This window comes from Pararcticibacter amylolyticus (assembly GCF_003130405.1).
In the GTDB taxonomy this organism is placed as follows: Bacteria; Bacteroidota; Bacteroidia; order Sphingobacteriales; family Sphingobacteriaceae; genus Arcticibacter; species Arcticibacter amylolyticus.
On the sequence record NZ_QEAS01000012.1, the window covers coordinates 75,252 to 100,666 of the forward strand.

The 25,415-nt window shown below is 46.5% G+C and carries 21 protein-coding genes and 2 riboswitches; of the genes, 8 read left to right on the forward strand and 13 right to left on the reverse strand.

Translation table 11 applies throughout. From position 1 onward, the window contains the following. From DDR33_RS15100 to DDR33_RS15115, 4 genes are all read left to right on the forward strand, one after another. Positions 1-2,789: TolB-like translocation protein (locus tag DDR33_RS15100; RefSeq protein WP_109416641.1), on the forward strand; the 2,789-nt coding region annotated here is incomplete at its 5' end. Positions 2,790-2,791: 2 nt separating this feature from the next. Further along, positions 2,792-3,079 carry a hypothetical protein gene (locus tag DDR33_RS15105; protein ID WP_109416642.1) on the forward strand — a complete coding sequence of 96 codons (288 nt, stop codon included), beginning with the start codon at positions 2,792-2,794 and terminating at the stop codon, positions 3,077-3,079. A 127-nt stretch (positions 3,080-3,206) separates the two neighbouring features. After that, a riboswitch (cobalamin riboswitch) is annotated at positions 3,207-3,391 on the forward strand. Between the two features lie 103 nt (positions 3,392-3,494). After that, complete coding sequence (locus tag DDR33_RS15110) at positions 3,495-4,586, forward strand: YncE family protein (RefSeq protein WP_109416643.1); 1,092 nt, start codon at positions 3,495-3,497, stop codon at positions 4,584-4,586. Positions 4,587-5,213: 627 nt separating this feature from the next. Beyond that, positions 5,214-6,329 (forward strand): Gfo/Idh/MocA family protein, encoded by a 1,116-nt coding sequence (locus DDR33_RS15115; RefSeq protein ID WP_109416644.1) that lies wholly within the window; start codon positions 5,214-5,216, stop codon positions 6,327-6,329. Positions 6,330-6,369: 40 nt separating this feature from the next. On the opposite strand, the gene hrpB is transcribed toward DDR33_RS15115, so the two are convergent. Then, positions 6,370-8,934 (reverse strand): ATP-dependent helicase HrpB, encoded by a 2,565-nt coding sequence (gene hrpB / locus DDR33_RS15120; RefSeq protein WP_238387818.1) that lies wholly within the window; start codon positions 8,932-8,934, stop codon positions 6,370-6,372. 15 nt (positions 8,935-8,949) lie between these two features. Continuing rightward, positions 8,950-9,014, forward strand: a riboswitch (Fluoride riboswitch). A gap of 36 nt (positions 9,015-9,050) precedes the next feature. Between hrpB and DDR33_RS15125 the strand changes: the two genes are divergently transcribed. Further along, positions 9,051-10,502, forward strand: a complete 1,452-nt coding sequence (locus DDR33_RS15125; protein ID WP_238387819.1) for a voltage-gated chloride channel family protein — start codon at positions 9,051-9,053, stop codon at positions 10,500-10,502. Between the two features lie 440 nt (positions 10,503-10,942). On the opposite strand, the gene DDR33_RS15130 is transcribed toward DDR33_RS15125, so the two are convergent. Continuing rightward, the gene (locus tag DDR33_RS15130) at positions 10,943-11,608 is read right to left on the reverse strand and encodes a LexA family transcriptional regulator (protein ID WP_109416646.1); all 666 of its coding nucleotides are present in this window, start codon (positions 11,606-11,608) and stop codon (positions 10,943-10,945) included. 159 nt (positions 11,609-11,767) lie between these two features. On the opposite strand from DDR33_RS15130, the gene DDR33_RS15135 reads away from it, so the two are divergent. Next, entirely contained in the window at positions 11,768-12,928 is a 1,161-nt protein-coding gene (locus DDR33_RS15135) for a hypothetical protein (RefSeq protein WP_109416647.1), read from the forward strand. Between the two features lie 87 nt (positions 12,929-13,015). Here the strand turns inward: DDR33_RS15135 and DDR33_RS15140 are convergent, their stop codons facing one another. Together DDR33_RS15140 and DDR33_RS15145 are read right to left on the reverse strand one after the other, a co-directional pair. Next, complete coding sequence (locus tag DDR33_RS15140) at positions 13,016-13,555, reverse strand: hypothetical protein (protein ID WP_109416648.1); 540 nt, start codon at positions 13,553-13,555, stop codon at positions 13,016-13,018. Between the two features lie 5 nt (positions 13,556-13,560). Further along, on the reverse strand, positions 13,561-13,806 hold the full coding sequence (locus DDR33_RS15145; RefSeq protein ID WP_109416649.1) for a hypothetical protein: 246 nt from the start codon (positions 13,804-13,806) through the stop codon (positions 13,561-13,563). Positions 13,807-13,889: 83 nt separating this feature from the next. On the opposite strand from DDR33_RS15145, the gene DDR33_RS15150 reads away from it, so the two are divergent. Both DDR33_RS15150 and DDR33_RS15155 read left to right on the forward strand, forming a co-directional pair. Next, on the forward strand, positions 13,890-14,378 hold the full coding sequence (locus DDR33_RS15150) for a DUF4112 domain-containing protein (protein WP_109416650.1): 489 nt from the start codon (positions 13,890-13,892) through the stop codon (positions 14,376-14,378). A 68-nt stretch (positions 14,379-14,446) separates the two neighbouring features. Next, positions 14,447-15,535: a tetratricopeptide repeat protein gene (locus DDR33_RS15155; protein ID WP_109416651.1), complete on the forward strand. Its 1,089-nt coding sequence runs from the start codon at positions 14,447-14,449 to the stop codon at positions 15,533-15,535. A gap of 47 nt (positions 15,536-15,582) precedes the next feature. Here the strand turns inward: DDR33_RS15155 and DDR33_RS15160 are convergent, their stop codons facing one another. The 9 genes from DDR33_RS15160 to DDR33_RS15200 form a co-directional block, all read right to left on the reverse strand. Further along, entirely contained in the window at positions 15,583-15,795 is a 213-nt protein-coding gene (locus DDR33_RS15160; RefSeq protein ID WP_109416652.1) for a hypothetical protein, read from the reverse strand. A gap of 163 nt (positions 15,796-15,958) precedes the next feature. Then, positions 15,959-16,411, reverse strand: coding sequence for a hypothetical protein (locus tag DDR33_RS15165; RefSeq protein ID WP_109416653.1), 453 nt, complete (start codon positions 16,409-16,411; stop codon positions 15,959-15,961). Between the two features lie 60 nt (positions 16,412-16,471). Then, a complete protein-coding gene (locus DDR33_RS15170) occupies positions 16,472-17,620 on the reverse strand; it encodes a hypothetical protein (RefSeq protein WP_109416654.1) in 1,149 nt (382 codons plus the stop codon). A gap of 66 nt (positions 17,621-17,686) precedes the next feature. Next, a complete protein-coding gene (locus DDR33_RS15175) occupies positions 17,687-18,520 on the reverse strand; it encodes a DUF4249 domain-containing protein (protein WP_109416655.1) in 834 nt (277 codons plus the stop codon). Positions 18,521-18,524: 4 nt separating this feature from the next. Further along, a complete protein-coding gene (locus DDR33_RS15180) occupies positions 18,525-20,888 on the reverse strand; it encodes a TonB-dependent receptor (protein WP_109416656.1) in 2,364 nt (787 codons plus the stop codon). A gap of 154 nt (positions 20,889-21,042) precedes the next feature. Continuing rightward, a complete protein-coding gene (locus tag DDR33_RS15185) occupies positions 21,043-22,863 on the reverse strand; it encodes an STN domain-containing protein (protein ID WP_109416657.1) in 1,821 nt (606 codons plus the stop codon). A gap of 5 nt (positions 22,864-22,868) precedes the next feature. Continuing rightward, a complete protein-coding gene (locus DDR33_RS15190) occupies positions 22,869-23,837 on the reverse strand; it encodes a FecR family protein (protein ID WP_109416658.1) in 969 nt (322 codons plus the stop codon). Position 23,838: 1 nt separating this feature from the next. Next, entirely contained in the window at positions 23,839-24,453 is a 615-nt protein-coding gene (locus tag DDR33_RS15195) for an RNA polymerase sigma-70 factor (RefSeq protein ID WP_238387820.1), read from the reverse strand. Positions 24,454-24,613: 160 nt separating this feature from the next. Beyond that, positions 24,614-25,357 carry a DUF6515 family protein gene (locus tag DDR33_RS15200; RefSeq protein ID WP_146198779.1) on the reverse strand — a complete coding sequence of 248 codons (744 nt, stop codon included), beginning with the start codon at positions 25,355-25,357 and terminating at the stop codon, positions 24,614-24,616. Positions 25,358-25,415: the final 58 nt, after the last annotated feature.

Genomic DNA, 25,415 nt, shown 5'->3' on the forward strand with positions numbered 1-25,415 from the left:
CACAGGTACTCTCAGCCCAGGTCTTCGATGCTGAACAGAATCCGCCTTCACTGAAATGGTACCAGATCACCACCCCCGGTTTTCAGATCATCTATCCCTCGGCGTTCTCCCGGGAGGCACAGCGCATGGCCGCTACACTCGAAGCAACCCTCCCCTACGAGTCACGGTCCATCCGGAAAAAGCCCTCCCGGATTTCGGTCATTCTCCAGAACCAGGGGACCACGTCCAACGGTTTTGTGCAGCTCGGACCGCGTCGTTCAGAGTTCTACACTACCCCTTCCCAAAGCTTCGATTACCAGGACTGGCTCAACAGCCTGGTGGTCCACGAAATGAGACACGTGATCCAGTTTGACAAATTGACAGGAAACTTAAAAGCACCGTTTTTTGAAAAGCTTGCTCTTGCTGTCTTCGGGATAACACTCCCCCCCTGGTATTACGAAGGCGATGCGGTAGGGATGGAAACAGCCCTCACCCTGGCAGGCCGTGGAAGGATCCCCGAATGGCCGATAGCACTCCGGACAAATACACTAAGCGGAAGAAAATACAGCTACTCAAAAAACTTCTTCGGCTCCTACCGGGACCTGACGCCGGGCTATTATCAGCTTGGCTTTTTCATGAACGCCAGGCTTAGAAGAGACTACGGAACAGGGATCTCCGACAGCATACTCACCCGCATTGCCCGGCAGCCTCTCCGTCCCTATAATTTTTCAAATTCCGTGAAAAAATTCACGGGGCTGACTACCCGGAAACTCCATGATTCGACTATCGCCGAACTCGAAAAATTATGGGTCCGGCAGATCTCCGAAGTGAGCCCTGAAGACTACCCGGTCCTGAACAGGAAAAAGGACCAGACTCCCGAAAATTACCTGCTCCCGGTGACCACTCCTGAAGGGAATATTCTTGCCCTGAAACAGAGCCGTGCAACCACCCCTGAGATCATCGAAATCGACAGCTCGGGCAGAGAGCGAAAAGTGGTCAGCATCGGCGCACAGGAGAACGGATGGTTTAGTTACGCGGCCGGAAAAATTGCCTGGGACGAAATGCGGTTCGATCCAAGATTTCATCAGCGCTCTTTCAACGTCATTAACATTTTTGACCGGCGTACCGGAAGGGTCCGGCAGCTCACCCACCGCACCCGCCTCTTCTCCCCTACCCTCTCGCCTGACGGAAAAACAGTCATCGCTGTCAGCGTCTCCTACTCCAATCAGATCTCCCTGACAGAGATTGATGCTGGCACGGGTAAAGAGATCAGGACATACCCCGCCCCCTCCAACTACATGCTTCAGATGCCTTCGTTTCATTCTGACGGAACCAGGGTGATAGTGGTAGCAATTGCCCGCACGGGTAAAGCGCTTTATGAACTCAACAGGAAAAGCGGCAGCTTCACTCCGCTTATGCCATTCCGCCTCCAGGAAATACTCCGCCCCGTATACGCAGGCAACCAGGTGCTCTTCAAGGCCCACTTTAATGGGATTGACAATATTTACAGGCTTGATCCGCAAAACGGAGAGATATACCAGGTCACCTCAGCCAAAACGGGTGCGTTTAATGCGTTTTACGACACGATCTCCGGAAAGATAATGTTCAACACATATTCATGGACAGGATACGATATAGCGGCTTTAAATGCGCCGTTCGAAAAAAATCAAAACATCCGGACACTGAAAGATACATTTGTCGACTACGCGGCCCCCATCCATGAACAGGAAGGTAACATAAACGTCTTCGATTCCATCCCGCAAAAAAATTACCCGGAGAAGCGGTACCGCGAACTCTCCAACCTGTTCTATTTTCACAGTATTGTACCGGTTGCAGAGGATAACCGTTTTTTCGACGACTACAACCTGGGACTTGAACTGCAGTCGAACAATAAACTGAACACTCTCAGTTTCTATACCCGCTACCAGTTTAACAACGCCCTCAGGAAAAGCGAATACCTCGCAGGCTTTTCATATATGCGCTTTTTCCCGGTTTTTAACTTTGACTATACCAACCAGGCCAGGCTGATCTACCAGAGAATTTCGGCAAATGGCCGCACCACCTACACTCCTGTTTCTTGGAGAGAGAACGAATTTTCGGCCGATATCAGCGTGCCTTTAGTGCTCAACCGGTTTAATTATACTTACAGCTTCGGCGTTAAAGCAGGAACCAGCTATACCACCCGCTATGGCGTAGAAAACCAGCCCCGGACATTCATCCAGACCCTCGACTTTCCCATGCACTATCAGCTTTATTTTTCGAGGAACAGCCGCCGGGCGGGCCGCGACCTGGCTCCGAGATGGGGACAGAACATTTCGTTCACTTACCGCAACTTCCCATTCGAAAACCAGGTGAGGGGTTCACTTTTTACATTGAGGAGCAATGCTTACTTCCCGGGACTACTACCCAACCATTCCTTCCAGGCATCCTTCAATTACCGGGAAGGGTCGGGAAATTATGTCAATACAATAGACATTCCCAATGTCAGCGGTTATAGCTTCATGAGGCATACAGAAATTACGAAAAACACATTATTGCTCGATTACAGGCTCCCCCTTCTTTACCCCGACCTGGAGATGGGGCCACTTGCGTTCATCAAGAGGATCAAGGGAGGATTATTTGCAGATTTTGAGAATATCGGAAAGGGGAACGAATTTTCTCCCCGTTCTTTCGGAGCTGAACTCAGAGCCGACATGAACCTGCTCCGCTTTTACCTTCCGAACTTCGACGTTGGCGGAAAAATAATTTTTTTAAATGAAAAAACCAGCAAAAACCCGATCTTAGAGTTTATGGCAACCTATAATTTCTGAACATGAGCAGTAAAACGATCTTCATCATTATCATCACAGTGCTGGTAACCGTCATCCTGATGAACAACACGGAGGAAGTGGAGTTCTGGATCTTCGGCATAGCACGCGTCCCTAAACTGGCTGTACTGGGCGGCATGTTTGCCTTTGGATTTGTATTCGGATTCCTCGCAGGAAGGCCGCGCCGCAAAAAAGTGGTGATCAATGATCACTCATCACCAGCAAGCCCCACAGCCGAGCCCGACGACTTTCGTCCAAAGCTCAGCGACGAAGACCGCGACTATATCAGCTAACAAACACAGCCCGCGACAAATACGGCCCGGTCAGTAACCACTATACACTCCCGGGCCAACACTCACTGCATCAGCCGCCTGAAATCCCTGCATCCGCACCCGATTTCCCTAATCAACATATTAATCCTACCTTTGTCATGCTTTTGGTTCCCGGCTGAAACCGGGATTAAAAGGGAATCCGGTGTGAATCCGGAACTGTCCCGCAGCTGTAAGCTCCAATACCAACACCATCCTTTGTCACTGCCCTCATGCGGCGGGAAGACTGGTTCGAGGGGAGTAAGTCAGAAGACCTGCCACCAGCACTGTTATTCATAGCTTTCGGGGATTGGAGCTGGAATGAAAATACCGCGTGTATTTGCATACCCTCTTGCTCCCCTGCTCGCTTTGCATTTTAAATTAAGTCTGTAATATCATTATGAAACAAAAATTTTTACCAGCATTACTACTTCTTTCGCTTGCCATCTTTCAGGCCTGTAAGAAGGACAGGGAAGAAAACCAGCCAAAAGAACAGGAAACGATTGGTGTATACGTTCTTTACGAAGGAACGATGGGTCAAAACAATAGCGGAATCGCTTATTATGACCTGAAAACTTCTCAAAGCAACCCCGATTATTTCAAAACGGTAAACGGATATGACCTTGGTGAAACAGCTAATGACCTTCAGCAATACGGAAGTAAAATCTATTGTGTTGTAACAGGAAAAAAGGATGAGAAACAATCGTTTGTGGAGGTCATTAATCCCGTTACAGGAAAGTCGATCAAAAGAATATCGTTTAATGGCGCCTCTTCCGGATTTCTGCCACGTTACATCGCATTCCATAAGAACAAAGCGTATGTATCCAATTATGATGGTAAAATACGACGTATTGATACAGCAAGCCTTCAAATTGACGAACAGCAGGTGGAGACAGGAGGAGCAATGGAAAAAATGGCAATAGTAAACGACAAGTTATATGTAGTCAATTCCGACCATTATGACTTTCGGGATGCGCCCAACAAACACACGGTCTCTGTTATCGACCTTAACACCTTCACAAAAATCAAAGATATTCCGGTAACGACGAACCCCGTAAAAATCGCGGGCAGTAAGAATGGAGATGTTTTCGTTGCTTCTTCGATTCCCTGGGGAGGTATTGGCACTTATCAAAAAATCAATTTGCAGACAGATGCTGTCACGTCAACATTCAGTGCATCCATCGGCGACATCACAATACATGAAAACAAAGGCTTTGCTATTGTTGACCCATACACGAGCAACCCGGCTGTAAAGGAATTAAACCTTTCAACAGGCGAGCTTGGAAACAGCTTCATAACAGATGGAACTCAGCTGAAATCGCCCAATCGCATCTCGGTGAATACATTGACCAACGAAATCGTTGTTAGCGACGTACCGGATTATACGAGTCCAGGCAAGGCTTATTATTTTAAAGCAGACGGCAAACTTGCAGTTACTATTACAACTGGAATTAACCCGAATTCCGCTGTCTTTATCTACGGCACAAAATAATCCTGCATAGCTGAGTAGTTCTGGATCAGGCTGAACGGTTCGGAACTACTCATTCTGCTACACAAATCAAGTCCTTATCACCTCCGGAAATTCACATGCATGAAAAACTATACAACATGTCGTTTTTTCCAAACACTACCTGATCGGTGATCCATACAGACCACACAACTGCCGATTCACCGGAACAATACAACAAACATAACGTATGTGCAGATGGCCAGCATTGCCACTTCAGCCACCACTACCACACTTACTACTGCGTCAAACATTTTACTTCTCATGGCCTTTCGTTTTTTGGTTGATATAAATATAACGCTGTTCAGCTCAGGGACAAATGACGCAAGTCACCAAATAAACTGACTATCAACCAATTCAGCAAAAATCACCGATGCCAAAAAAGACAGGCATCCATGCTTTAAACAAGATTATTCAGCACAATGTCGCTCTAAGTAGTGCAAAGGCCATTTTACATCGTGCCCAGGATTAGAGACATGTGTTCCACGTGGGAAATCAGGTAAGTAAATACTCACTCATCCGATTCACAGCAAAGAAAAAAAAAACAGAATCGCTTTAAAAACCTTACACATTAATACAGAGCATCATATATTTATATATAAATCTCATCTCATGAAACATAAGCACCAATTTCCGCGCAGGCGATTTCTGAAACTGCTATCTTACGGAACCGGCGCCCTGGCGCTGACTCCCGCATTAAACTCACTGGCCGCCTGTTCACTGTTTCATCAGCAAAAGAAGCTTGGGATAGCACTCGTGGGACTTGGAGGTTACAGTACCGGCCAGCTCGCTCCCGCCCTTCAGGAAACCAAACACTGCCGTCTCGCCGGCATTGTTACCGGAACACCCTCCAAAGCAGAATCCTGGTCTTCAAAATATAACATTCCCGATAAGAACATATACAACTACTCCAATTTCGACTCAATCGCAGACAACCCCGATATAGACATTGTATACGTCGTTCTGCCGGTATCCATGCATAAAGAATTTACGATAAGAGCGGCGCAGGCCGGCAAACACGTCATCTGTGAAAAACCCATGGCGCTCAATTCGGAAGAATGCAAAGAGATGATCGCAGCCTGTAACAAAGCGGGCAGAATGCTTTCCATTGGCTACCGCCTCCATTTTGAACCCCACAACATGGAAGTCATGCGGCTGGGACAAAAAGGAATCTATGGCAGGATCACCTCTATCGACACGGCGAACGGATTTACCTATCGCGGAGATCCGAATGCATGGCGGCTGAAGAAGGCTTTGTCCGGCGGAGGCGCCCTGATGGATATGGGAGTCTACAGCATACAAGGCTCCAGGTACGCGACCGGGCAGGAACCTTTGTTTGTAAAAGCGACGGAGGAAAAAACCAGGCCTGAACTCTTTAAAGAGGTAGACGAAACGATCTTCTGGGAACTGGAGTTCCCGGGCGGGCTTATCGCCAAGGGAAAATCAAGCTATAACAATAGCTGGGGATATCTCCGGGTAAAAGCGGAGAAAGGAGAATTTGAACTGGAACCCGCATTCTCCTATGGCGGTATCGCCGGAAGAACATCAAAGGGACAAATGAATTTCCCGCAGGTGAACCAGCAGGCACTGCAAATGGATGATTTCGCACAATGTATTATGCAGGGAAAAGCCACCAGGGTGCCCGGTGAAGAGGGCCTTAAGGATATGAAAGTGATCGATGCAATCTACAAGAGCCTGGCTTCGGGAAAAAAAGAGCGGATTGTTTAAAAGATGCGGCCCCTGGCTATGGGCCCGCTTATTTCCGGTTTTATCTTCCCTGAGCCCCGGGGTTATTTTTCCTCCTTACGCCGCTAACCGCCTCTGCCTCCAGCGGATCTTCGGGCCAGGAGTGTTTAGGATAGCGCCGTTTCAGCTCTTTGCGAACTTCAAAATAAGTATTCTTCCAGAAACTGCGAAGGTCTGCAGTCACCTGCACCGGTTTAAAGCCGGGAGAAAGAAGCTGTAATACAACTCCGTTCCGTCCCTCGTTCACCCGCGGTGTATCAAGCATGCCGAAGACTTCCTGAAGCCTCACCGCCAACACAGGATCTGCACCATCAGCGAAATACTTTAACTTAATATGCGAACCGCTGGGCACTGCTATCGTGCGGGGAGCGAGCCTGTCAAGCATCAGCTGTTTCTCGTATCCGATACTTTGCTGTAAAACCTGCAGCAAGTCTATACGTTTCAGGTCATCCGCTTTTTTAACCCCGGCGAGATAAGGAGACAGCCATTCCCCGCTGTTCTCAAGCAGCTCCGCCGTGCTCACATCAGGCCAGTCTTCATCCTGCCGCCATATACGCAAGCTCAACATACGGTTTTGCCATTGTTCGGTCTCTTCAGTAAAGCTGAGCAAACGCTCCCCTTCCTCTTTTACCGCTTCCGTTATAACGCCGTTCGCTTGTTCTTCCGGAATATCCCTCAGCGGCTTTGATTCCAGGGCGATACTTCCGAAACGGAGTTCCCGCCTTGCAATCAGTCCCCCCTTCCTCGTATCCCAGGCAACGACATCGTGTGCTTCTGCCTGCGTATAAAGATCGGAGGGATTTACCGGGGCTGCTAAAAATATCTTTCCCAAACCTTTGCGGGCATCAAGGCGGGCAATCGCGATGCACGCCTCATGTACCAGTTCATCCTCAGATCCCAAAACAGCAGCCTTCCCATTGGCAAGCTGAAACTGGCCGGCATGTTCCGGCCGGGCAATTGCCACTCTTTCAGGATACGCATAAGAGATCAAAAGGCCAGCATGGTAAGGATCGTAAGCACCGTTCTCTGTCTGCACTTTCAGCAGGCGGCGATAGGCCGCGGCAATTTTTTCGGCATTCTCAAACCTGCGGTCCTTCACCTCCCCCCTTCTGAATCGCCTGAGTGCCTCTACCCGGTAATTAATATCTACGATGTCCTGCCCTTCCATGGGATCACGCTCTTCCAGTAAAGCTGCAATATCGGCAGCAACAGGAAGAGTACCGCCTTCACGGGCCTTTAACAGCATATGTGCGATCCGCGGGTGGCAGGGAAGCCGGTGAATTTCCTTTCCGTGCGCCGTAATCCTTCCTCCCTGCAGGGCACCCAGCCGGTGCAGAACATCCGCCGCTGAAGTCAGCGCTGCAGCGGGAGGTGCGTCCAGCCAGCTTAGTTTAAGGATATCCGCCACTCCCCATTGCGCCATATCCAGCAAAACAGGCGCAAGGTCAGCTTCCAGGATTTCCGGCGTCCGGAATTCGTGCATCCTCTCCTGCGTTGCCAGTGACCACATCCGGTAGCAAACACCGGGGCTCAGCCTCCCCGCTCTTCCAGCCCTTTGCCCGGCAGAATCAAGCGAGATCATAGTAGTTCTCAGCCCGGACAGCCCGGTCTTCGGATCGAAAGCCGGATTGCGGCCAAACCCACTGTCGACTACCACTTTGATCCCTTCTATTGTCAAACTCGTTTCAGCAATGGAAGTAGACAAAACCACTTTTCTTTTTCCCTGCGGAGAGGGCATGATTGCCGCATTCTGTTCAGCAAAAGAAAGCTGGCCATAAAGCGGATGTATCCCCACATCGGGCACCTGCCTTTTAAGCAAAAGTTCACATTTGCGGATTTCTCCCTGTCCCGGTAAGAACGCGAGAATATCTCCTTCCTGCTCCCTCAATGCTTTCAATATCGTTTCTGCACAGAGTTCAGGGATCCGGGTAAGATCCTGCTCGCCGGTATAAACGATCCTGACGGGAAACAAACTTCCCTTGCTCTCTGCAACCGGAGCCGATAACAGCTTCGAAAGCCGTTCCGTATCCAGCGTTGCCGACATAACCATGATCCGGAGGTCCGGCCGCAAAATCTCCTGCGACTCACGGCACAATGCGAGGGCAACATCAGCATGAAGGCTTCTCTCGTGAAATTCATCAAAGATCACAAGCCCCACATCTTCCAGGGCATTGTCCTGGTGAAGCATCCGGGTCAGGATTCCCTCCGTCACCACCTCGATCTTTGTTTGCGCAGAAACCTTACTCTCGAAACGGATGCGATACCCCACGGTTTGTCCCGGCTGCTCTCCGAGCAGGGCAGCCATTCTCGCAGCAATTGTGCCCGCTGCCAGCCTCCGGGGTTCAAGCATAATGATCTTTCTCCCTTCAAGCCACTCCTCATTCAGCAGGACCAGGGGCAAAACGGTACTTTTACCGGCTCCCGGAGGCGCCCCGACAATGAGTGTATTGGTCTCCGACAGGTAACGCTGAACAGAAGAAATAATGCCGGTTACCGGCAGCCTCGTTTTTAAAGGATCAAAAGAATGATGCATCGGATACAAAGATATCAAAGTGAATTCAGGTAAAAGATTTGTATATTCAGGCAATTACCTCTAATTTTGTACACAAACGGAAATGGTGTCTTCCGAATGAACCGCCCTAAAAAGCTGATGACGCCTGCAAATAGTAAACCGGCATGCCCGGGGTGATTATTTTTTAGCAGGTGAAACACAGGAACAATAAAATTCAGATCTCTTTAAAAGAAAAGTCAAGGCGCCAGCATATCATTATGGCTAACCGTTTTGCACAATTCCCGATTTTAAAACATCTTGTCCGCTGGCTGATCCTGATCATTCCTGTATCCGTCACCATCGGAAGTATCGTCGCACTGTTCCTATGGCTCCTCCACCAGGCTACCGGGCTTCGGTTCCAGTATCCATGGCTGCTGTTCCTTTTGCCGCTCGCAGGGATAGCGATCCATTTAATCTACAAAACGATCGGCCGTTCCTCTGAAAAGGGTAATAACCTGATCATTGATGAAATTCATGAGCCGGGAGGAGGAATTCCCGGTTGGATGGCTCCCGTCATCCTGGTTTGTACGGTTATCACTCATCTTTTCGGCGGTTCCGCCGGCCGGGAAGGCACAGCAGTTCAGATAGGCGGCAGCATTGCTCAGATCTTTGGAAAGTTGTTACGCCTGAATGCGGACGACACAAAGATCATCCTGACCTCCGGTGTCGCCGCGGGATTTGGTGCGGTATTCGGAACCCCGCTGGCCGGAACCATATTCGCTGCCGAAGTTCTCAGCGTAGGAAGGATTCAATATACCTCGCTTCTCCCCTGCCTGTTCGCCGCAATAATCGGGGATGCTACTGTTACCGCATGGGGCATCCATCACACCACTTATCATATCGGTGTAACGGCAGGCGTTCAGGAACTCATTCCAGGCTATATTTCACCGGCGTTTTCACTCCTTATAAAAGTCGTCCCCGCCGCCATTGCTTTTGGACTGGCAGCCTGCTTGTTTTCCGTAATGGTTCACACGCTTAGGAACCTCTTTCTGAAACTCATCCGGACCAGCTGGCTGATACCTGTCGCCGGGGGGCTGATCATCATCCTACTGACGTTCATTACAGGCAGTACCGACTATCTGGGCCTCGGAGTCGACCCTCAATATGCAGGATCAGTCACGATTTCTTCCTCCTTTAAAGCCGGAGGTGCGGATACCTGGAGCTGGCTCTGGAAAACCGTCTATACCACGATAACCCTGTCTTCAGGATTCAAGGGAGGCGAAGTAACACCTCTGTTTTACATTGGTGCAACGCTGGGAAATACCCTCTCGGGCATTCTGGACGCCCCCGCCGGCCTCTTTGCCGCACTCGGGTTCATTGCAGTCTTTGCCGGAGCGACCAATACCCCTCTCGCCTGTACGATCATGGGAGTGGAGTTATTCGGAAGCGAATATATGCACCTTTTTGCGGCAGCGTGTTTTATCGCTTATTTCTTCAGTGGCCACTCAGGAATATACAGTTCACAAAAGATCGCTGTTCCCAAGATCTTCGGAGAATGGTTTTCTTTAGAATCGTCCCTTTCTGAATCCAACAAAAGAAGAAACAACTTCCTTCAGCGAAGGCTAACCTTCTATCGTTTTCTGTTCAGAAAAAAAAGGAAATAGCCCATCCATCGGTCATCCGGTCAATATCCACTTCATCCGGCCAACCAGCCGCCGGGAACCGACAATAAAGAAGAAAGGAAGAAAATCCGTAGATTTACGCCATCATGTTCCTATCACACTGGGAACACTGCGGGGGATGAGAGCACGATGACAGCACGTTGAGAGCACGGTGAGTGCACCTTTTGCTGGCAAAGGGTGCACTCACCGTGCTCTCAACATACACTTACTCTGCTTTCATGCCGCACACTTCCCCACTCAGGATGCCACCGGGAACATCCGGCTCTGCCCTGCTTCCTGAATTCTTCTTCCACGCCGGCCTTCATCCATTTCCGGCCTGAACAGTCTATATTCACACAGCAAGCCGGGCCAGCCCTTTTATAGCTGTCCGTTGCTCACTGTCTTTATAATACCGTTGCTGGTCACTACCGCCGGATGATCAGTTAAAACTGACTGCGCGTGATTTTGCCCTTTACTATATATAAGGAAGAAACAGACTTTTTGCTGATCACTGTATCTCCCCTGAAATTAGGATTGGAAGCACGCAGAATGATCTTCGTGGGATCCTGATGCTCAAAAAGAAGCTTTACTGTACGGAGATTGTTGGAAGAAGAATCTGTAATGATCAAATAAGCTTCTCCCCAAAGAATAACGTCATGATTCTCTATTTCTTTCACAGCTATAATTTCCCCGCTGGCATACCTCGGGTACATGCTGTCGCCATATACAGGTAAATAGGCGGTGCAGTCGTTAAATGGCCTGAAGTCAACATAAAACTCAGGTTCCTCTTCCATGATGGATAAATCAGTCTCTTTAATACTGGATAACTCTACATTATAATAAGGTACACCATTCTGTTCCCCGGGCAGCTCTTGCTGATCAAGGTAGATCGGCTTTTCGCCTTTAAATAACCAGTCGGGGTTAAGGTTATGAAAACTTATAATCTGGTGCGCTAGTCTGCTGCCAAGGTTTCTCGACCCATTTTCCACAGACGACAGGTTATTGGGATAAGCTGTTAAAGGACTATAAAATTCTACAACAGTAGCATTCTTAGACAATCGTGCAAGCTTTAGGCGCTCCCCAATTTTTTCTTTCTGACTATCAGTCATTTTCAAAAAATATCTACAAAAAATCAAAAAATATTTTGAGACAATAGTTTAGGATAATAATTTTACTATCATAAAATATCACCTTCAATTATCGAGTAATCTTTCACACTAATCCGGCCAAGTTAAGAAAGGAAAATTAAACATAAAACCAATGTTCAAATGAATTACAAATTATTTTGCTGCTTTAAAGACCATCCAACCTCACTCACTGAAGAAGAAATTCTGAACCCATTCCTGGTCCTGAAACCTTTGGCTGACCGCGAAGAATATTCGAGGATAAAAAATGGCCTATGGCTCCTGATCACTAATCTTTACAAGCAATATCAGTGGATGGAACAAACAGAACCTCTGGTGCTCTACGATATTTATACAGAACTTGTGAGGATACTGGATGCAGCCTGGGTACTCCAAAGGATCAGGCCTGATTATAAAATTAAGGGGATTATAAATGAACCTGTCTTCGACCGTCTGTGTAAAGATGCTTTCCAGAAAGGGAACGAGAAGCCTTCTGTTCCCGCAAATTTTGGTAATTACCAGACATTGCATAATCTCTTCCGCGACAAGATGCTATGGAAAAGCAAACTCAACTTATATACATGGTGCAGGTACGGGCTGACACCGCTCGCAATTCCAGGCCCGGACCAGGAGATAGAAACCGACAATCTCATTAGCGACTACAGGGTACCCGCCAGTCTGATTGACCTGCTCCATGCTATATGTAGAGATGACAGGGAAAGCAGCCTGACCTCCGCGGAACAGAAACAACTGGACCGATATAAATTTTATGCAAGCGGTTACGATCATACCACTACTTTGTCAAGAGATGAGATGGAAGATCCCGGCAGCGTATTTCAGACTTTCTTTGAAAGCGTGGATTATGAAGACTTTCCCCGGTCTCTTGATCTCTGGAACAATAATCTGATCTTTGGCAACATATGGGAAAAATACAACGACCCCGGGGATGCACTATTGATAAAGCAGTTAACTGAATATTTAATGGAGAGTGCATGGATCGTACTTGAAGACCTTGATTACGAAGAGCGCGGGCCGGCTTTAAAGCCAGGATATAATTTTGATAAACCTTCAAAGGAAAAATTTCCGGATCTGACCGACGAGGAATACCGGTTACCCTATACGGTATTTCAAAAGTTCTTTGATTTTAAACCGCTTTATCAGTGGAAAGCACACCTGGAACAATGGCTGAGAGAAAGCTTAAGGAATACCGAAAACGATCATTTCTTCAGGGAAAACTTGTTGCCCTGCGATTACTTAAAAAAACTCGTGGAGGCTGGCTATCTCTATCATTGTTATCCTGGCTGATGCCCCGTAATAGATAACAGATTGTAAATAACCGAACGCCGGGACATTCGGACGTCGTAGATAATGCGGCTTTGCAGGCTGCACTTATCAGATATCCCTGACTGCATATCCGGCAAACTCCCAGTAGCCTGCCTGGTCTTTCCGGTAATGAACGGTATAACTTTCGCCTTCTATCGGCAGATCGAAATAGAATTCAGACGCTTGCCTGTCCTGGGGGATATATTGATAAAGAATGCTGTCAGCTGCAACCCTGACCGCCTCGCCCAGTTCGTCTTTCTCTTCTACGATCTTTATTTCGGTATCGGTTAGTTCATATACCAGGTTTTGAAACCTGTGCACCGAAAAGGGCCGGGAGAGAAAAAGGGTTCCGTTCATATAAAGCTCAAACCCCGGGCTTGTCTGCCGCAATTTAAAGCTTCGGTTTTCATGCAGGGAGAAATAGGCCTCTTCATCCTTTGAGAAACCTAACTTCAGCAGCCATTCCGCTGTCAGAGGCAACGGTTCGAGCACCGAGCTGTACTCTTCCTTTAAATAAAGAGGAGAGAGCATCTCTGCAGACACTTCTATTATACTTCCATTGTTCAGGCTGACGATATTGCCGGCTCTGAGTTCACCAGGTTTTATCATGGATATTACCTGTCGAAAACAGCCCTCTTTAAATCGAATTTTGCCAAAGCCTCATTCAGCAGGGATTCCCTTTCATTCCTCTCCGCCTCGCTGAGTTCGTTCCAGCTTCCAGCTTTGAAAAAATTATCCCAGCCAGCCGGTGAATTATGAAATTCATCGAAGAAATATTCTTTTATATTGACACCAAACGGCACCTTGGCCAGGTTTGAAAATACCATCACATCCAAAGCCTGCTTATCCAGTTCCTGCATACTCTTTTCTTTAACAGGCCATAGATAATATTATTTATGGAGGTTTCCAAAAATCTTTTTCCTATCGGCAGGGTTTATACTGTATGACATCAGTAAAGTACCCGGTTATTACAGACAGCAATGATAAAAGACTAAGATGGGTGGAAAGGATCTCCTGGCTGATGGACAACCAGTTCCGTCTTCCGGGCACCTCTTTCAGGTTCGGACTCGACCCTGTTATAAATTTCGTTCCGATTTTCGGCGACCTGACAGGGTTTTTGATTTCTGCAGCACTGGTGCTCGTGATGACCAGGCACGGTGCCAGCGGGAAGGTGGTGGTCCTGATGACGCTGAACATCTTTCTTGATGCCCTGATCGGTGCGGTCCCGGTGATCGGATGGTTGTTCGACTTTGCATATAAGGCGAACGACCGGAATATCCGTTTATTGAAAAGACATTACCAGGAAGGGAAATACCAGGGGAGCGGCAAGGGTATTATCGCTGTCCTGCTGGTGGTTATTCTGGGATTTATTGTTGGTTTTGTTTACCTGATCTGGGTGATGATAGAGTGGCTAGGAAATGTAACAGGATAAGACCTGCCGCTCCGGAATTCATTTGGTACAGGCTTTGCGTTATCACCAATAACATTAAGACTATTTTCATGAAATTTCTCCCCGGCCTGATTTTACTATCTATTATTTGGAGCAATGCTCCCGCAAATATACTGTCGAATAACCGCGACTTAAAAGAAAAGGCTTCGGGTGATTCCGTATTTAATAAAGTGTCCTATTCTTTATGGAGAGGAATGTCACTGGCGGCGGTAGCTCCGGGGGAAGCGGTAAAAAACTACCGAACGGCTCTTTTATCATCAAAAAAGACCGGCAAAGCAGAGGAAGCAGCCATCAGGACTGAAATGGGAAAACTTCTTGTTCATCTCGACAGAAAGGACGCCATTGCGCAGCTTGCGAAAGCATCAGCCCTGTATAGCCAGATAAATAATGTACCGGAATTTACATTCACCACGAATCTCCTGGCAAACCTTTATCTGAAAAACGGGCAGTTCCAGGAATCCCTAAAAAGATACAGTGACCTGTATAAAGTACAAAGTAAATCAGGCGAAGCTGTTCTTGCGGGGAACACCGCATCCCGGATAGCTGATCTTTATGCGGGGAAAAAACTATATAAGGAGGCGTTTAATTATGCGGATATAGCCAAGAATGAATACGAAAAGGTATGCAGACGCGACAGCCTCGGATCGATATACTATAAAATAGCGGAGATAAAAAAGCAGCAGAACAAACCGAAGCTTTCAGAATTTTACATCATCCATAAAGCGCTTCCATTTTACTCATCTGCCGATCACTTTAAAGGGCGATTGAAATGCTTCAACTTCCTTGCAGACATGTATATGGATCAAAAACGGTACTCTGAAGCTAAATGGTTCTACCTTCAGGCTAACACACAGTCGAAATCAATAAAAGATACTGTTTCAACCATTGCATCGCTGCACCAGCTGAGTGTGTTGAAGGCCATAACAGGGCATTATATTCTCGCTAAACAGGATCTGGCGGAAGCGGAGTTTCTTTCGAAGGAAGGTGAACTGGAATATCTGGACAGACGCTTTAAAACAAGATATCCGGCGCTTATCCGGAAAATAGACCTTAAAACGGTGACTGTTGATGGAGATGTGGTGGTGAAGAAGGAAGTGGCTAAGCAGAAAACGCGGTCTTCTTTTGTTCTTGCAGATTAATTCCGCTGATTGTTGAATTATTCTGCAAGCGCCGGAGATTAAATAAGTTAGATGATCGTGCTGTCATCCGGGTTTACAGACACCGGTCTTCCGTTTGACATGATTACATTTATCGGATTGATCCTGAAATAAACGTTATTCTCATTACCAATAAAATACTCGCCAAAGCAAACCTGATCGTTCATTACTCTATGCTTGTCCTGATCGGTGAGTTTATTAATAGCCTGCTCGGCTTCACTGATTGTTAAAATTCTTTCCATAACCCTTAAATTCCAGTATACGTGTGTGTTTCTTACTTAGTTATCTTTTTCTGAAAAAAGTATACAGGTGTGTATCACGAACTGTGCCAACTGAACATGAATGTTACAAATAAAAACAGGGCACTCTAAATCAGATGCCCTGCCTTTGTATTGTACGGTAATTTTATTTTGTAAATATCAGCCTGGTTATAAAGATCCCATTGCCATCGTCTTTTCCTCCATCACTTTCTACTCCGCTGGTTACAAAAGCTAGTTTCCATCCTTCTTTTGCTAGTTCGTTCATTTTCGAGGTTATGATGGCATCATTCGAAGCAATGTTTTGAAAGTTGATACCGGCCACACTAAAAAAGTTAAGGAGCTTAGTTTCCGCAAATGTGTCTACTTTAGCATCGGATCTCTTTATATCACCCTGTTTACTGTCTTTTCCGTCGATTCTTTCTGTGGTGAATTCTGCTACGTTTACATCTGACTTCGTTTCAATAATCCTCGACCGGCCAAGTCCTCCGGGCACGATAGATTCAACAATGGTCACTACCTTATACTGTACAGTAGTTTGAGCGAAAGAGCTTAAGCTCATCATCGGGAGGCTGATCAATAGAAAATACATGTATTTCATACACTATAGACTGCAGTTCTGATTATATGTTACAGACTGACAATCTGCAGTTTTCATCTTCTACAATATAAATTGAAGTCCTGCATTATACCCGAAGAACAGCTGATGCTTGTCGCCATTATGATAATTATGCCACAGATCTTTTTTCACGAGGTTCATCTGAGCTTCCGTTTCGGCTGATGAGAAGTTGATAGACGGACCTCCAAAGAGCTCCACATGTTTGCCTAACTTAACTGCAGGCAGGATGCGGATAGTGCTTTTATAATATTCGCCTTTATGCCAGTGCTCCAGGTATTGCTGAACTAATTCGGTATTTATCCGGAATGAATTGGAGAAAGGGATATGAGCTCCAAATCCAGCTTCAAACGCTGTGTGATTCTGTTCAGGTTTCCAGTTATACCCTACTCCGATAATACCGTACAGGATCCTTCCCCCGGAACGGAATGTTGCCAGTGTCGTTTGTGTTTCATCAGTGGTTACAGCAATAGATTTCTCTCCTTTCTTAATGATGTTGATGAGTGCCAGGGAATGATCACTGCTGTCAGCGATATTGATGAAGCCGGCGAACTGAAGTCCCCTCACCTTCCTGGCCACGTTGATAAAACCGGCGAACTGGAAGCCGTTGATATCTTTTACTTTATTGACGAAGCCTGCTGCCTGAAAACCTTTAAAGTTCTGCCCTACAATGTTAGCAAAGCCGGCGAACTGGAAATTCTCTGCATTTTGTGTGACAATGTTGCTGAAGCCGGCAGCCTGAAAACCCTTTACCTTTTTTGTCCGGTTCAGGAACCCGGAGAATTGAAATCCGTCTGCATCTTCCACATCGTTATAAATCCCCGCGAGCTGGAAGCCCTTCATTTCTTTGCCCGACAAGTTAACAATTCCGGCGAATTGCATTCCTTCCACCCGGTTTCCTACAGTATTGGAGATCCCGGCCAGCTGGAAACCGGATACCTTATCTTTTACAACATTGGAGATCCCGGCGAAGGAAAAAGATTTCTCCTCCTTTGAAACTCCTGCTAAAACATGGAACGAGGCATGATTAACATATCGGGCAGCTTCTGCGCCATTGGTGCTTAGAGGGTAACAAAAACCAATATGTACGTTGCTGGTGAGATCCTGGGCTCTGGTTATGGTAGCTGAAAGAAAAACAAAAAGGCTCGCCAGTAACGACGAAGCCTTTAAAATAAATTTGCAATGTGAAGTCATAGTTGTATCCTTTGTTTGATAGTATTACAACCCTGGTTTGCAATACCCCTATGACAAAAGATTGATTTATTCCACTTTCCTTTCAGCGGTTGCCACCAGTGAAGTACCAAAGAAGCCGTTTGCTTTCCTGGCGCCGGGAGTAAGACTTTTAATGTTTGTACGGGTATTGGTCATTGGAGACGCGAAAATCCCCCCATTCTGAAGCTGGGTCCGGAGATCGGTCCAGAAATGATAAGCTTCTTCTGTCTGCGACCAGACTTCAGCTTTCACCCTATCACCTGCTACAAAAGGAGTGTCCACTGAAAGTTCGGTATTATTAATATAATTCCCATCTACAAACTCATCAGAGAAGATGTTGATATCCGCGGGCTTGTTCAGATATTTACCATTGTTGTACAGCTTTACCTGGATATAATCTCCCTCTCCCGGAATCTCCTGCCCATAGATATAAGGATAGTACCCGGCATCCTCGTATACAATAGACTTCTCCTCATATTTAAACGTAAGAGAATCGGGAGCCATAGACAGCCTTGGCATCTTTGATATTGCTTCATATGTTCCCTCAGAGCTTTGAATACGGAGTGTATAGGTTCTGCCTTCCACTCCTTTGATCACAGCGATTTCATATTTCCCTGGTTCCTTCTCATGAAGAACCTCCGTATTGCCCACATCATCCTTCAGGGTAACAACAGCTCCGGTTACCTGTTCAAACGAGCTGCTACTGCTCAGGGGTTTGGTCAGATAGATTTTTACATAGTGGCTCTCCGGTTTATTGGTAAGCCAGCCTTCTACGACAAGAGCTTGTTCGCCGTCTTTGATGTTCATATCAATTTTATCTTCACAAGCGGAGAACAACATTGCGGAAAAAATCAGGATCAGTACTATATTGAGTGTCTTCATTTTTTTAAAATTTAAAATTCCAGGTAACAGATGGGATAACAGCGCCAAACATTGAAAAACGCACCGTCTCCAGTTCAGCAGGCCGGTCTTCGTTCGGCTTCACGTATACCGAAAATGCGTTCTTTCTGTTAAGGGCATTAAACAGGGAGACGACCCATTCGCTGGTATATTTCCTTCCGGGGACCGGCTTCTTTTTAAATGTCGCGGAGAGATCAAGGCGATGATAAGCCGGAATGCGGTAGTTATTTCTGAAATTTCCGGAATTGTACTGCACCGGGAAGCCATCGTACTCAAATTTTCCATCAGGAAGGGTGGCAGGTACTCCAGTTGCGAAATTATATGTTCCCGAAAGAGTGATGCGTGGTTTCAACTGGTACATTCCTACCAGAGATACGAAATGCGTTTTATCATATTTGGCAGGATAGTATTCGTAATTGTTTATCCCGTCAATTTTCCGCTCTGTCCGGCTAAGTGTATAGCTCAGCCATCCATTGAGCCTGCCGCTGTTCTTCTTCACATAAAACTCAGCTCCGTAGGCTCTTCCTTTTCCGAATAACATATCGCCGGGAAGATCCTCGTTAAGCAAAGTTTCTGCTCCGTCTATAAAGTCCATTTGATTGTCAAGCTTCCTGTAGTAAAGTTCGACGGAAGCTTCATAGAGGTTCTCCTTAAAATTCCTGAAATAGCCGGCCGATACCTGATCAGCGGTTTCCGGCTTTACATTATAAGAACTCGGGGTCCAGATATCAAGAGGGCTTGAGGAAATAGTATTGGATACCAGATGAAGATTTTGTGCTGTGCGGCTGTAAGATGCTTTCACAGAAGCGTCTTCTCCTGTCTTGATCTTCAGTGATAACCTTGGCTGCAGATTATGATACCATTTTATGGAAGCCCAGTCCTTCACCGTTCTCTGGTTAACAGGCAGCTTCCGCTCACCTGTATTTCCGGCGTAGTCGCTTATTACCGTTTCTCCCTTGGCAAGGCTTTGGAAGGCCGTATATCTCAGTCCGTACTCAAAAGAGAAGACATCGGAGAGGCTTAGCTCATGATCCCAGTAGGCGTTGTAATCAGCAGCACGCTGGCCTGGCATTGCGATCGCATTAAAAATAGAGTTTTCTGATCCGGGAGTAGCTTTTCCGGGGCTGAACTCGTGAAGACTTGCTTCTATTCCAAAATAGATACTGTTCTGGGGGTTGGGATACCAGCTGAACGAATTTTTCGCCGAGTAATCTACGATGGAGGCATTCCAGTCGAAACTTGTCGCCGGATTGTCCATCACCCCCAGTTTGTATTTATAATCGGAGTAAATGATACTGGTGTTTGAAAACAATCTCGGATTAAAGATATGGTTCCAGCGGACTGTTCCTGTTCCGTTTCCCCATTGAAGTAAGAAGCGGTTAGACACTTCGATCTTATCTTTGCCGAAATAACCGGACACAAAAAGCCTGTCTTTTTCAGAAAGCGCAAAATTAAGCTTAGCGCTCAGGTCATAAAAATAGATGGAGTTATCTTTAATATCAGGGTCAGAAGACTGCTTCGTGAGAATATCTGTATAGGACCGGCGGGCACTGACGATCATGGAGCTTTTATCTTTTTTAATCGGACCTTCCACCGTAAGCCTGCTCGCAATAAGACCAAGGCCTCCCGCTACATTCCATTTTTGGTTGTTTCCATCTTTCATCCTGGTATCCAGAACGGATGACAGGCGGCCTCCATAACGGGCCGGCATCTCCGTTTTATACAGGGCGGCATCTTTGACCGCATCGGGATTAGCCACGGAGAAAAGGTTGAACAAATGAGAAGTGAAGTAAAGAGGAGCTTCATCCAGCAAAACAAGGTTTTGGTCTACACCTCCTCCTCTTACATTAAAACCTGACGCGCCGTCGCCGATGGTACTTACCCCGGGGAGAAGCTGAAAGGAACGGATCAGATCAGGCTCGCCGAGGAACGGGGGCAATTGCTTTACTGTTACCATGGAGAGAGGAGCAACGTTTACGGGCTTGCTGACATTATCCTTCTTTGAGGTGGCACTTACCACTACCTCGTTCATCATATTGGAAGAAGGTTTTATGGTGACATTCAGAAGAGTATCTTTCTTCACCGAAACCTGTATTTCTTTCCTGTCGTAGCCTACATAGGAATAGCTGATCTTAAATGTTCCGGCACCCAGGGAGAGCGAATAGAATCCATACCCGTTGGTAGCAGCCTTTACATTACTTCCGGCTACTGTAACTACTGCTCCTGCAAGGGTTTCGCCACTGATCTCGTCTTTGACGTACCCGCTTACCGTGATGTTTTTTTCGCTTGCTACTGATATCGTGGTGACTAAGATCAGCAGTGAGACATAAAACAGATTTAGAAATTTCATACTTTTTTTTCGTGTTGTTTTACTGTATTACAACAGTCTTTCCCTCCACCCCTATCCCGGATTTAATTATTGTTTAATTATGTGTGTTCTTTAATTAAGACAGCAGCACGGCCTGATGGTTACATTAAATTGTCTTGTTTTTGAAGAAGCAAACTTAAAAGAGAGAAAGGCCTGCATTCCAGCCGATCCAGCCACGCAGCTTCTCATTCTTTCCTATTTTAAAATCGTTCACTCTGCTGGTAATCAGAGCATACCCATTTATCTCCTCAAACTGATCGGAGTAATACATGTTGAACGAAGGCCCTGCAAAGATGGAAAGAAATTTGTTCAGTCTGAATGTAAAATTGCTGTTAACCCTCGTCAGGTCGTTTGTATAGTCCCAGCTTCCCTGGTAGATATACAACTTAATCAACTCAGGATCAACACATAATTGTTTATAAAGGTTTATTCTTTTTCCTAAGCCGAGCCCGAAGTAATCATAGCCGCCCTGAAGCACTGTGTAGAATTTCTTCGTCCCCGTGCGTATTTCCAGATTTCTCCATCCAAGCTCGTTGGAAGAAACAGATACCGTGTGCAGGCCATTCTTCATGACGATGTTGATCAGTCCGATGGCTGCTCCAGACAAAGTATCTGCTATATTGACCACCCCTAGCTGAAGTCCGCTCTGATGTTTAGCCATGTTGACGGTTCCGACCTGTATCCCGCGCATAGTGCCTCCCACCCTATTTACAAGACCGGCAACCTGTAATCCGGACATGTTTTTGATATTGAAGTTCACCACCCCGGCGGCCTGAAGCCCGGACACATTTTTTGTCACCACATTCAGAAGTCCGGCCGCCTGAAGACCTGAAACTGATCCGTTTGTCAAATTAGCCAGGCCTGCAACCTGAAGGCCGTTCAGGGAATCAAGAACAGAATTTATCAGTCCGGCCGCCTGAACGCCCGAAAACGACCTGCGGACAAAGTTTGCCAGTCCGGCGGCCTCCATTCCATTTACAGATCCCAGTACACCGTTAAAAAGACCTCCGGCCTGAAGCCCGGTCACCGAAGTACCCACCATGTTGAACAAGCCCCCCGCCTGCACTCCTTTGACATGCTTTTTATTGATATTAAACCAACCTCCCGCTTCAACACCTTCCACCCCTGCGGTATATCCCCCAAATACATTTAAAGACACCTTATTGATCACCTGACCGCTTAATACGCCATGAGAACTTAGTCCTGGTGTGATGGAAACCTGGACAGGACTTTCGGCAATAAAGCCGGGAACATTCAGATCCTGGATCTTTTGTTTATAAGACACCAGCAACCGTCCTATAGCGGTCCTCTGAGTAACAGAACCGCTGTCGGTGCTGTAATAGAATTCATCATCCACGAGGTTGGACGGGTTTACGTCTACCGGCGAAAGGATTACAATTGTAGTGTCCCTGTAAAGTTCTTTACTGGCGGTGAGGGCGATTACCGGCGAATTCGTCCTTATCTTCAGCTCAAATGCGCCATCTTTATCGGTTATTGAAGAGCGCAGCAGCTTACGTTCGTACACACTGGCCTTCCCGATCCTGCTGCCGGTACGTTCGTCCACGACATACCCTTTAATCTCGTATACACGTTTATTAGCTTTAACTTTGTCGGTAACAAGTGCCAGCCGGTGAGGCGCATACCGCAGGATAATGTATCCCGAGGTCTCCTTGTATTCGAAACGATCGCCGAGCAACTGGTCGAGCACCTCCCTGACGCTGAGGTTGCTTACCCGGACGGATACTATACTGTCGCGGGGAATGATCTGGCTATCGTAAGAGAAATAGAAGCCGCATTTCTGACCTATCCGGTCGAGGACATTTTCCAGTCGAAGATGATCGGCCTGGACCGAAATCCTCTTATTCAGCAGTCCCTGTGAATGCAGTTCAGAGAGAGATAAACAGACTATTATTAAAATAAGGAAGATCCGCAGAACTTCCCCCTTATTCTTTTGCATGCTCTCTACTTGAATAATATCAGGTTACCCTGCTGTTCTATTTTGATATGATATGTGTCTCTGAGCACATCTAATATTGTTTGCAGGGGCTTTTCCCGGAATGTAGTATTGATATTTACTTTTTCGAGGTCCCTGTTTGCTATCTGAATTTCTATATTATACACGTTATTTATAGCTTCAATCAGTTCAGGAAGGGGAGTATTGCGGCAAATAAACGTTTTATTCGTATATGCATCGTAGACGGTGCTTGTGTTAATGCCTTTATAAAAAGAGGCATCTTCCTGTGCGACTACCTTTTCTCCCGGCTTCACTTCCACCTTGTCATGCCCGCGGGACACCTGTACGACGCCGGTCTTCACAATCACTTCTGTCTTTCCGTTCCTGCTTTTGACATTAAAAGACGTACCAACCACTGTAACTGTTACATCATTCACCTCTATGATGAAGGGTTTATGACTATCCGGAGTTACATCAAAGAAAACCTCTCCTTCCATTTTCACGTTCCTGCTGCCGGCAAAACGTGAAGGATATCCCAGTTTACTGTTACGGTTGAGAGTAATAACCGTCCCGTCGGGAAGAGTGTCTGTCACGGTATTTTCGATGCTCTGTACCTGGACTATTTTAGCTTCCCGGGTGTTAAGGAAAAGTGAAACGGCAACAGCCCCCCCGATGCACAGCAGCAGCACAGCCGCTGCGATCCGTAACCAAGGTGAAAGTAAACGAACTTTCGGTTGCGTTTCAGGTTTCCGGATCACTTTTTCGCGGAACCTGTCCCACGCGGCATTTTCGTCAGCATTGCTTGTATCCGCCAGCGCCTCACTTTCCTGCCAGATCGTTTGGAAGTGGCCGAAATAACGCCTGTTTTCCTCATCTTTGCGAAGCCATCCCTCCACGATCTCCTTCTCTCCTGAGCTGGCTTCCCCGGCAAGGTATTTTACCAGGATATCGTCGTTCATATCAAATCCTCTTTCCATTTCAAAACCTCCAGAATAAAAGCAGAAAAACAGGAAGGAATTCAACAAGTTTAAGACGCATCAGCTTAAGCGCTTTTCCCATCTGGTTTTCCACTGTCTTCACCGAAATACCCAGTTGATCTGCAATTTGCTGGTACTTCAGATGTTCGAACCTGCTAAGATGAAAAATAATACGGCACTGGGCAGGCAGCTCCGACATCGCTTTTTGAATATGCCCCTCGAGCTCTGAAGTTTCCATTTTTCTGCTGCTGTAATCGTATTCTTCACTCATATGCCCGGTATAATACTGCTCATATTTTGCTCTTACTTTATGGTGCTTCAAATAATTAAGGCTCTCGTTGTGTACAGCTCTGTAAAGGTAAGATTTGATAGATCCGCCGGTATTGAGCTGATCCTTCTTTTCCCAGATCCTGCAAAACACATTTTGTACAATCTCTTCGGCCGCTTCATCATCCCTCACAAACGTATACCCATAAGCATGCAGGCGCTTATAGTATTCTTTAAACACCTGTTCGAAGGCACTTTCATTACCTTCCCTGAGTAATTCTATAATAGTACTGCCGGTGATCTCCACTCTGATACTTTGAATTTCTTCTGTAAATATATGCTTTAACACACCTGTTTTACTAATAGTACACCCGGAAAGGGGAATACCCCTATTGGTGATTGAAGAAAAACTGATAATTGCGGCAACTTATTGAAGAGCTATATATAAAATAAAGAAGGGACTGGTGCTGCATAGCACCAGTCCCTTCTTTATTTTTTCATCCGGAATATTAATTTTTTTCCTGCTCTGCAGACGAACCAACTACACGGAATGAACTTTTATCACCTTCAATGGTTTGCTGGTAATAGAACCCATTCGGTGCGAGATAATACTCCAGTCCGTTGATCACGACTTTACGGCTTCCCTCCGGCAGCTTGTCTACCACATCGCCTTCCTGTGGAACCGCTTCTCCGGAGGTATTCAATTCTCCGTCTTTGCCGGCTACTACATAGGCCTTTTTATCGGTGTCCTTCTGTATCTCCTGGTAGTAAACACCATTCTTTTCATAATACAACTGGCCGTTGATGCTGATCTCTTTCGCACCAGCGGGAAGTCCCGGAACTTCTGCTCCTACCGGTGGAGTTACTACTTCGTAATAATCATTATGATTCCGGTAAAAGATCCCATCGTAGTAATAAAACAGATCAGGCCCGTAATTAAAGGAAACATACCCCCAGGGGAGTACCCTAAACCTTAAGCCTAACCAGGGAGAATAATACCGGTAAAACGGCCTGTAAACAGGGCCATAGTACCTGGGGGAATACAGCCTTGCCGGACTGTAATAAACCCGTGAGGGGCGTACTGCATATACAGGACGCATTGGAACAGATGGACGTACCGGGCGCGTGGATACAGAGGGGCGGGTTGAACGCGCCGGCCTTGAGGGCCGCTGTGCATTTACAGAGGTAACGAATAATAAACTTATAATTGCGGCAACAAAAAGCTTATTGATGTGTGTGCTTAAACTTTTCATTTTGTCTACCTTACTTTATCTGTAAGACTAAGTACGGAGATCAAAGTTTATTGTCTGC

Coding starts and splice junctions, on each gene's coding strand:
- DDR33_RS15170 (WP_109416654.1), bottom strand. CDS start 17,620: ATGACTTCACATTGCAAATTTATTTTAAAGGCTTCGTCGTTACTGGCG.
- DDR33_RS15190 (WP_109416658.1), bottom strand. CDS start 23,837: ATGGAAAGAGGATTTGATATGAACGACGATATCCTGGTAAAATACCTT.
- DDR33_RS15150 (WP_109416650.1), top strand. CDS start 13,890: ATGACATCAGTAAAGTACCCGGTTATTACAGACAGCAATGATAAAAGA.
- DDR33_RS15160 (WP_109416652.1), bottom strand. CDS start 15,795: ATGGAAAGAATTTTAACAATCAGTGAAGCCGAGCAGGCTATTAATAAA.
- DDR33_RS15180 (WP_109416656.1), bottom strand. CDS start 20,888: ATGAAATTTCTAAATCTGTTTTATGTCTCACTGCTGATCTTAGTCACC.
- DDR33_RS15135 (WP_109416647.1), top strand. CDS start 11,768: ATGAATTACAAATTATTTTGCTGCTTTAAAGACCATCCAACCTCACTC.
- DDR33_RS15105 (WP_109416642.1), top strand. CDS start 2,792: ATGAGCAGTAAAACGATCTTCATCATTATCATCACAGTGCTGGTAACC.
- DDR33_RS15140 (WP_109416648.1), bottom strand. CDS start 13,555: ATGATAAAACCTGGTGAACTCAGAGCCGGCAATATCGTCAGCCTGAAC.
- DDR33_RS15115 (WP_109416644.1), top strand. CDS start 5,214: ATGAAACATAAGCACCAATTTCCGCGCAGGCGATTTCTGAAACTGCTA.
- DDR33_RS15200 (WP_146198779.1), bottom strand. CDS start 25,357: ATGAAAAGTTTAAGCACACACATCAATAAGCTTTTTGTTGCCGCAATT.
- DDR33_RS15155 (WP_109416651.1), top strand. CDS start 14,447: ATGAAATTTCTCCCCGGCCTGATTTTACTATCTATTATTTGGAGCAAT.
- DDR33_RS15130 (WP_109416646.1), bottom strand. CDS start 11,608: ATGACTGATAGTCAGAAAGAAAAAATTGGGGAGCGCCTAAAGCTTGCA.
- DDR33_RS15165 (WP_109416653.1), bottom strand. CDS start 16,411: ATGAAATACATGTATTTTCTATTGATCAGCCTCCCGATGATGAGCTTA.
- DDR33_RS15185 (WP_109416657.1), bottom strand. CDS start 22,863: ATGCAAAAGAATAAGGGGGAAGTTCTGCGGATCTTCCTTATTTTAATA.
- DDR33_RS15110 (WP_109416643.1), top strand. CDS start 3,495: ATGAAACAAAAATTTTTACCAGCATTACTACTTCTTTCGCTTGCCATC.
- DDR33_RS15175 (WP_109416655.1), bottom strand. CDS start 18,520: ATGAAGACACTCAATATAGTACTGATCCTGATTTTTTCCGCAATGTTG.
- DDR33_RS15145 (WP_109416649.1), bottom strand. CDS start 13,806: ATGCAGGAACTGGATAAGCAGGCTTTGGATGTGATGGTATTTTCAAAC.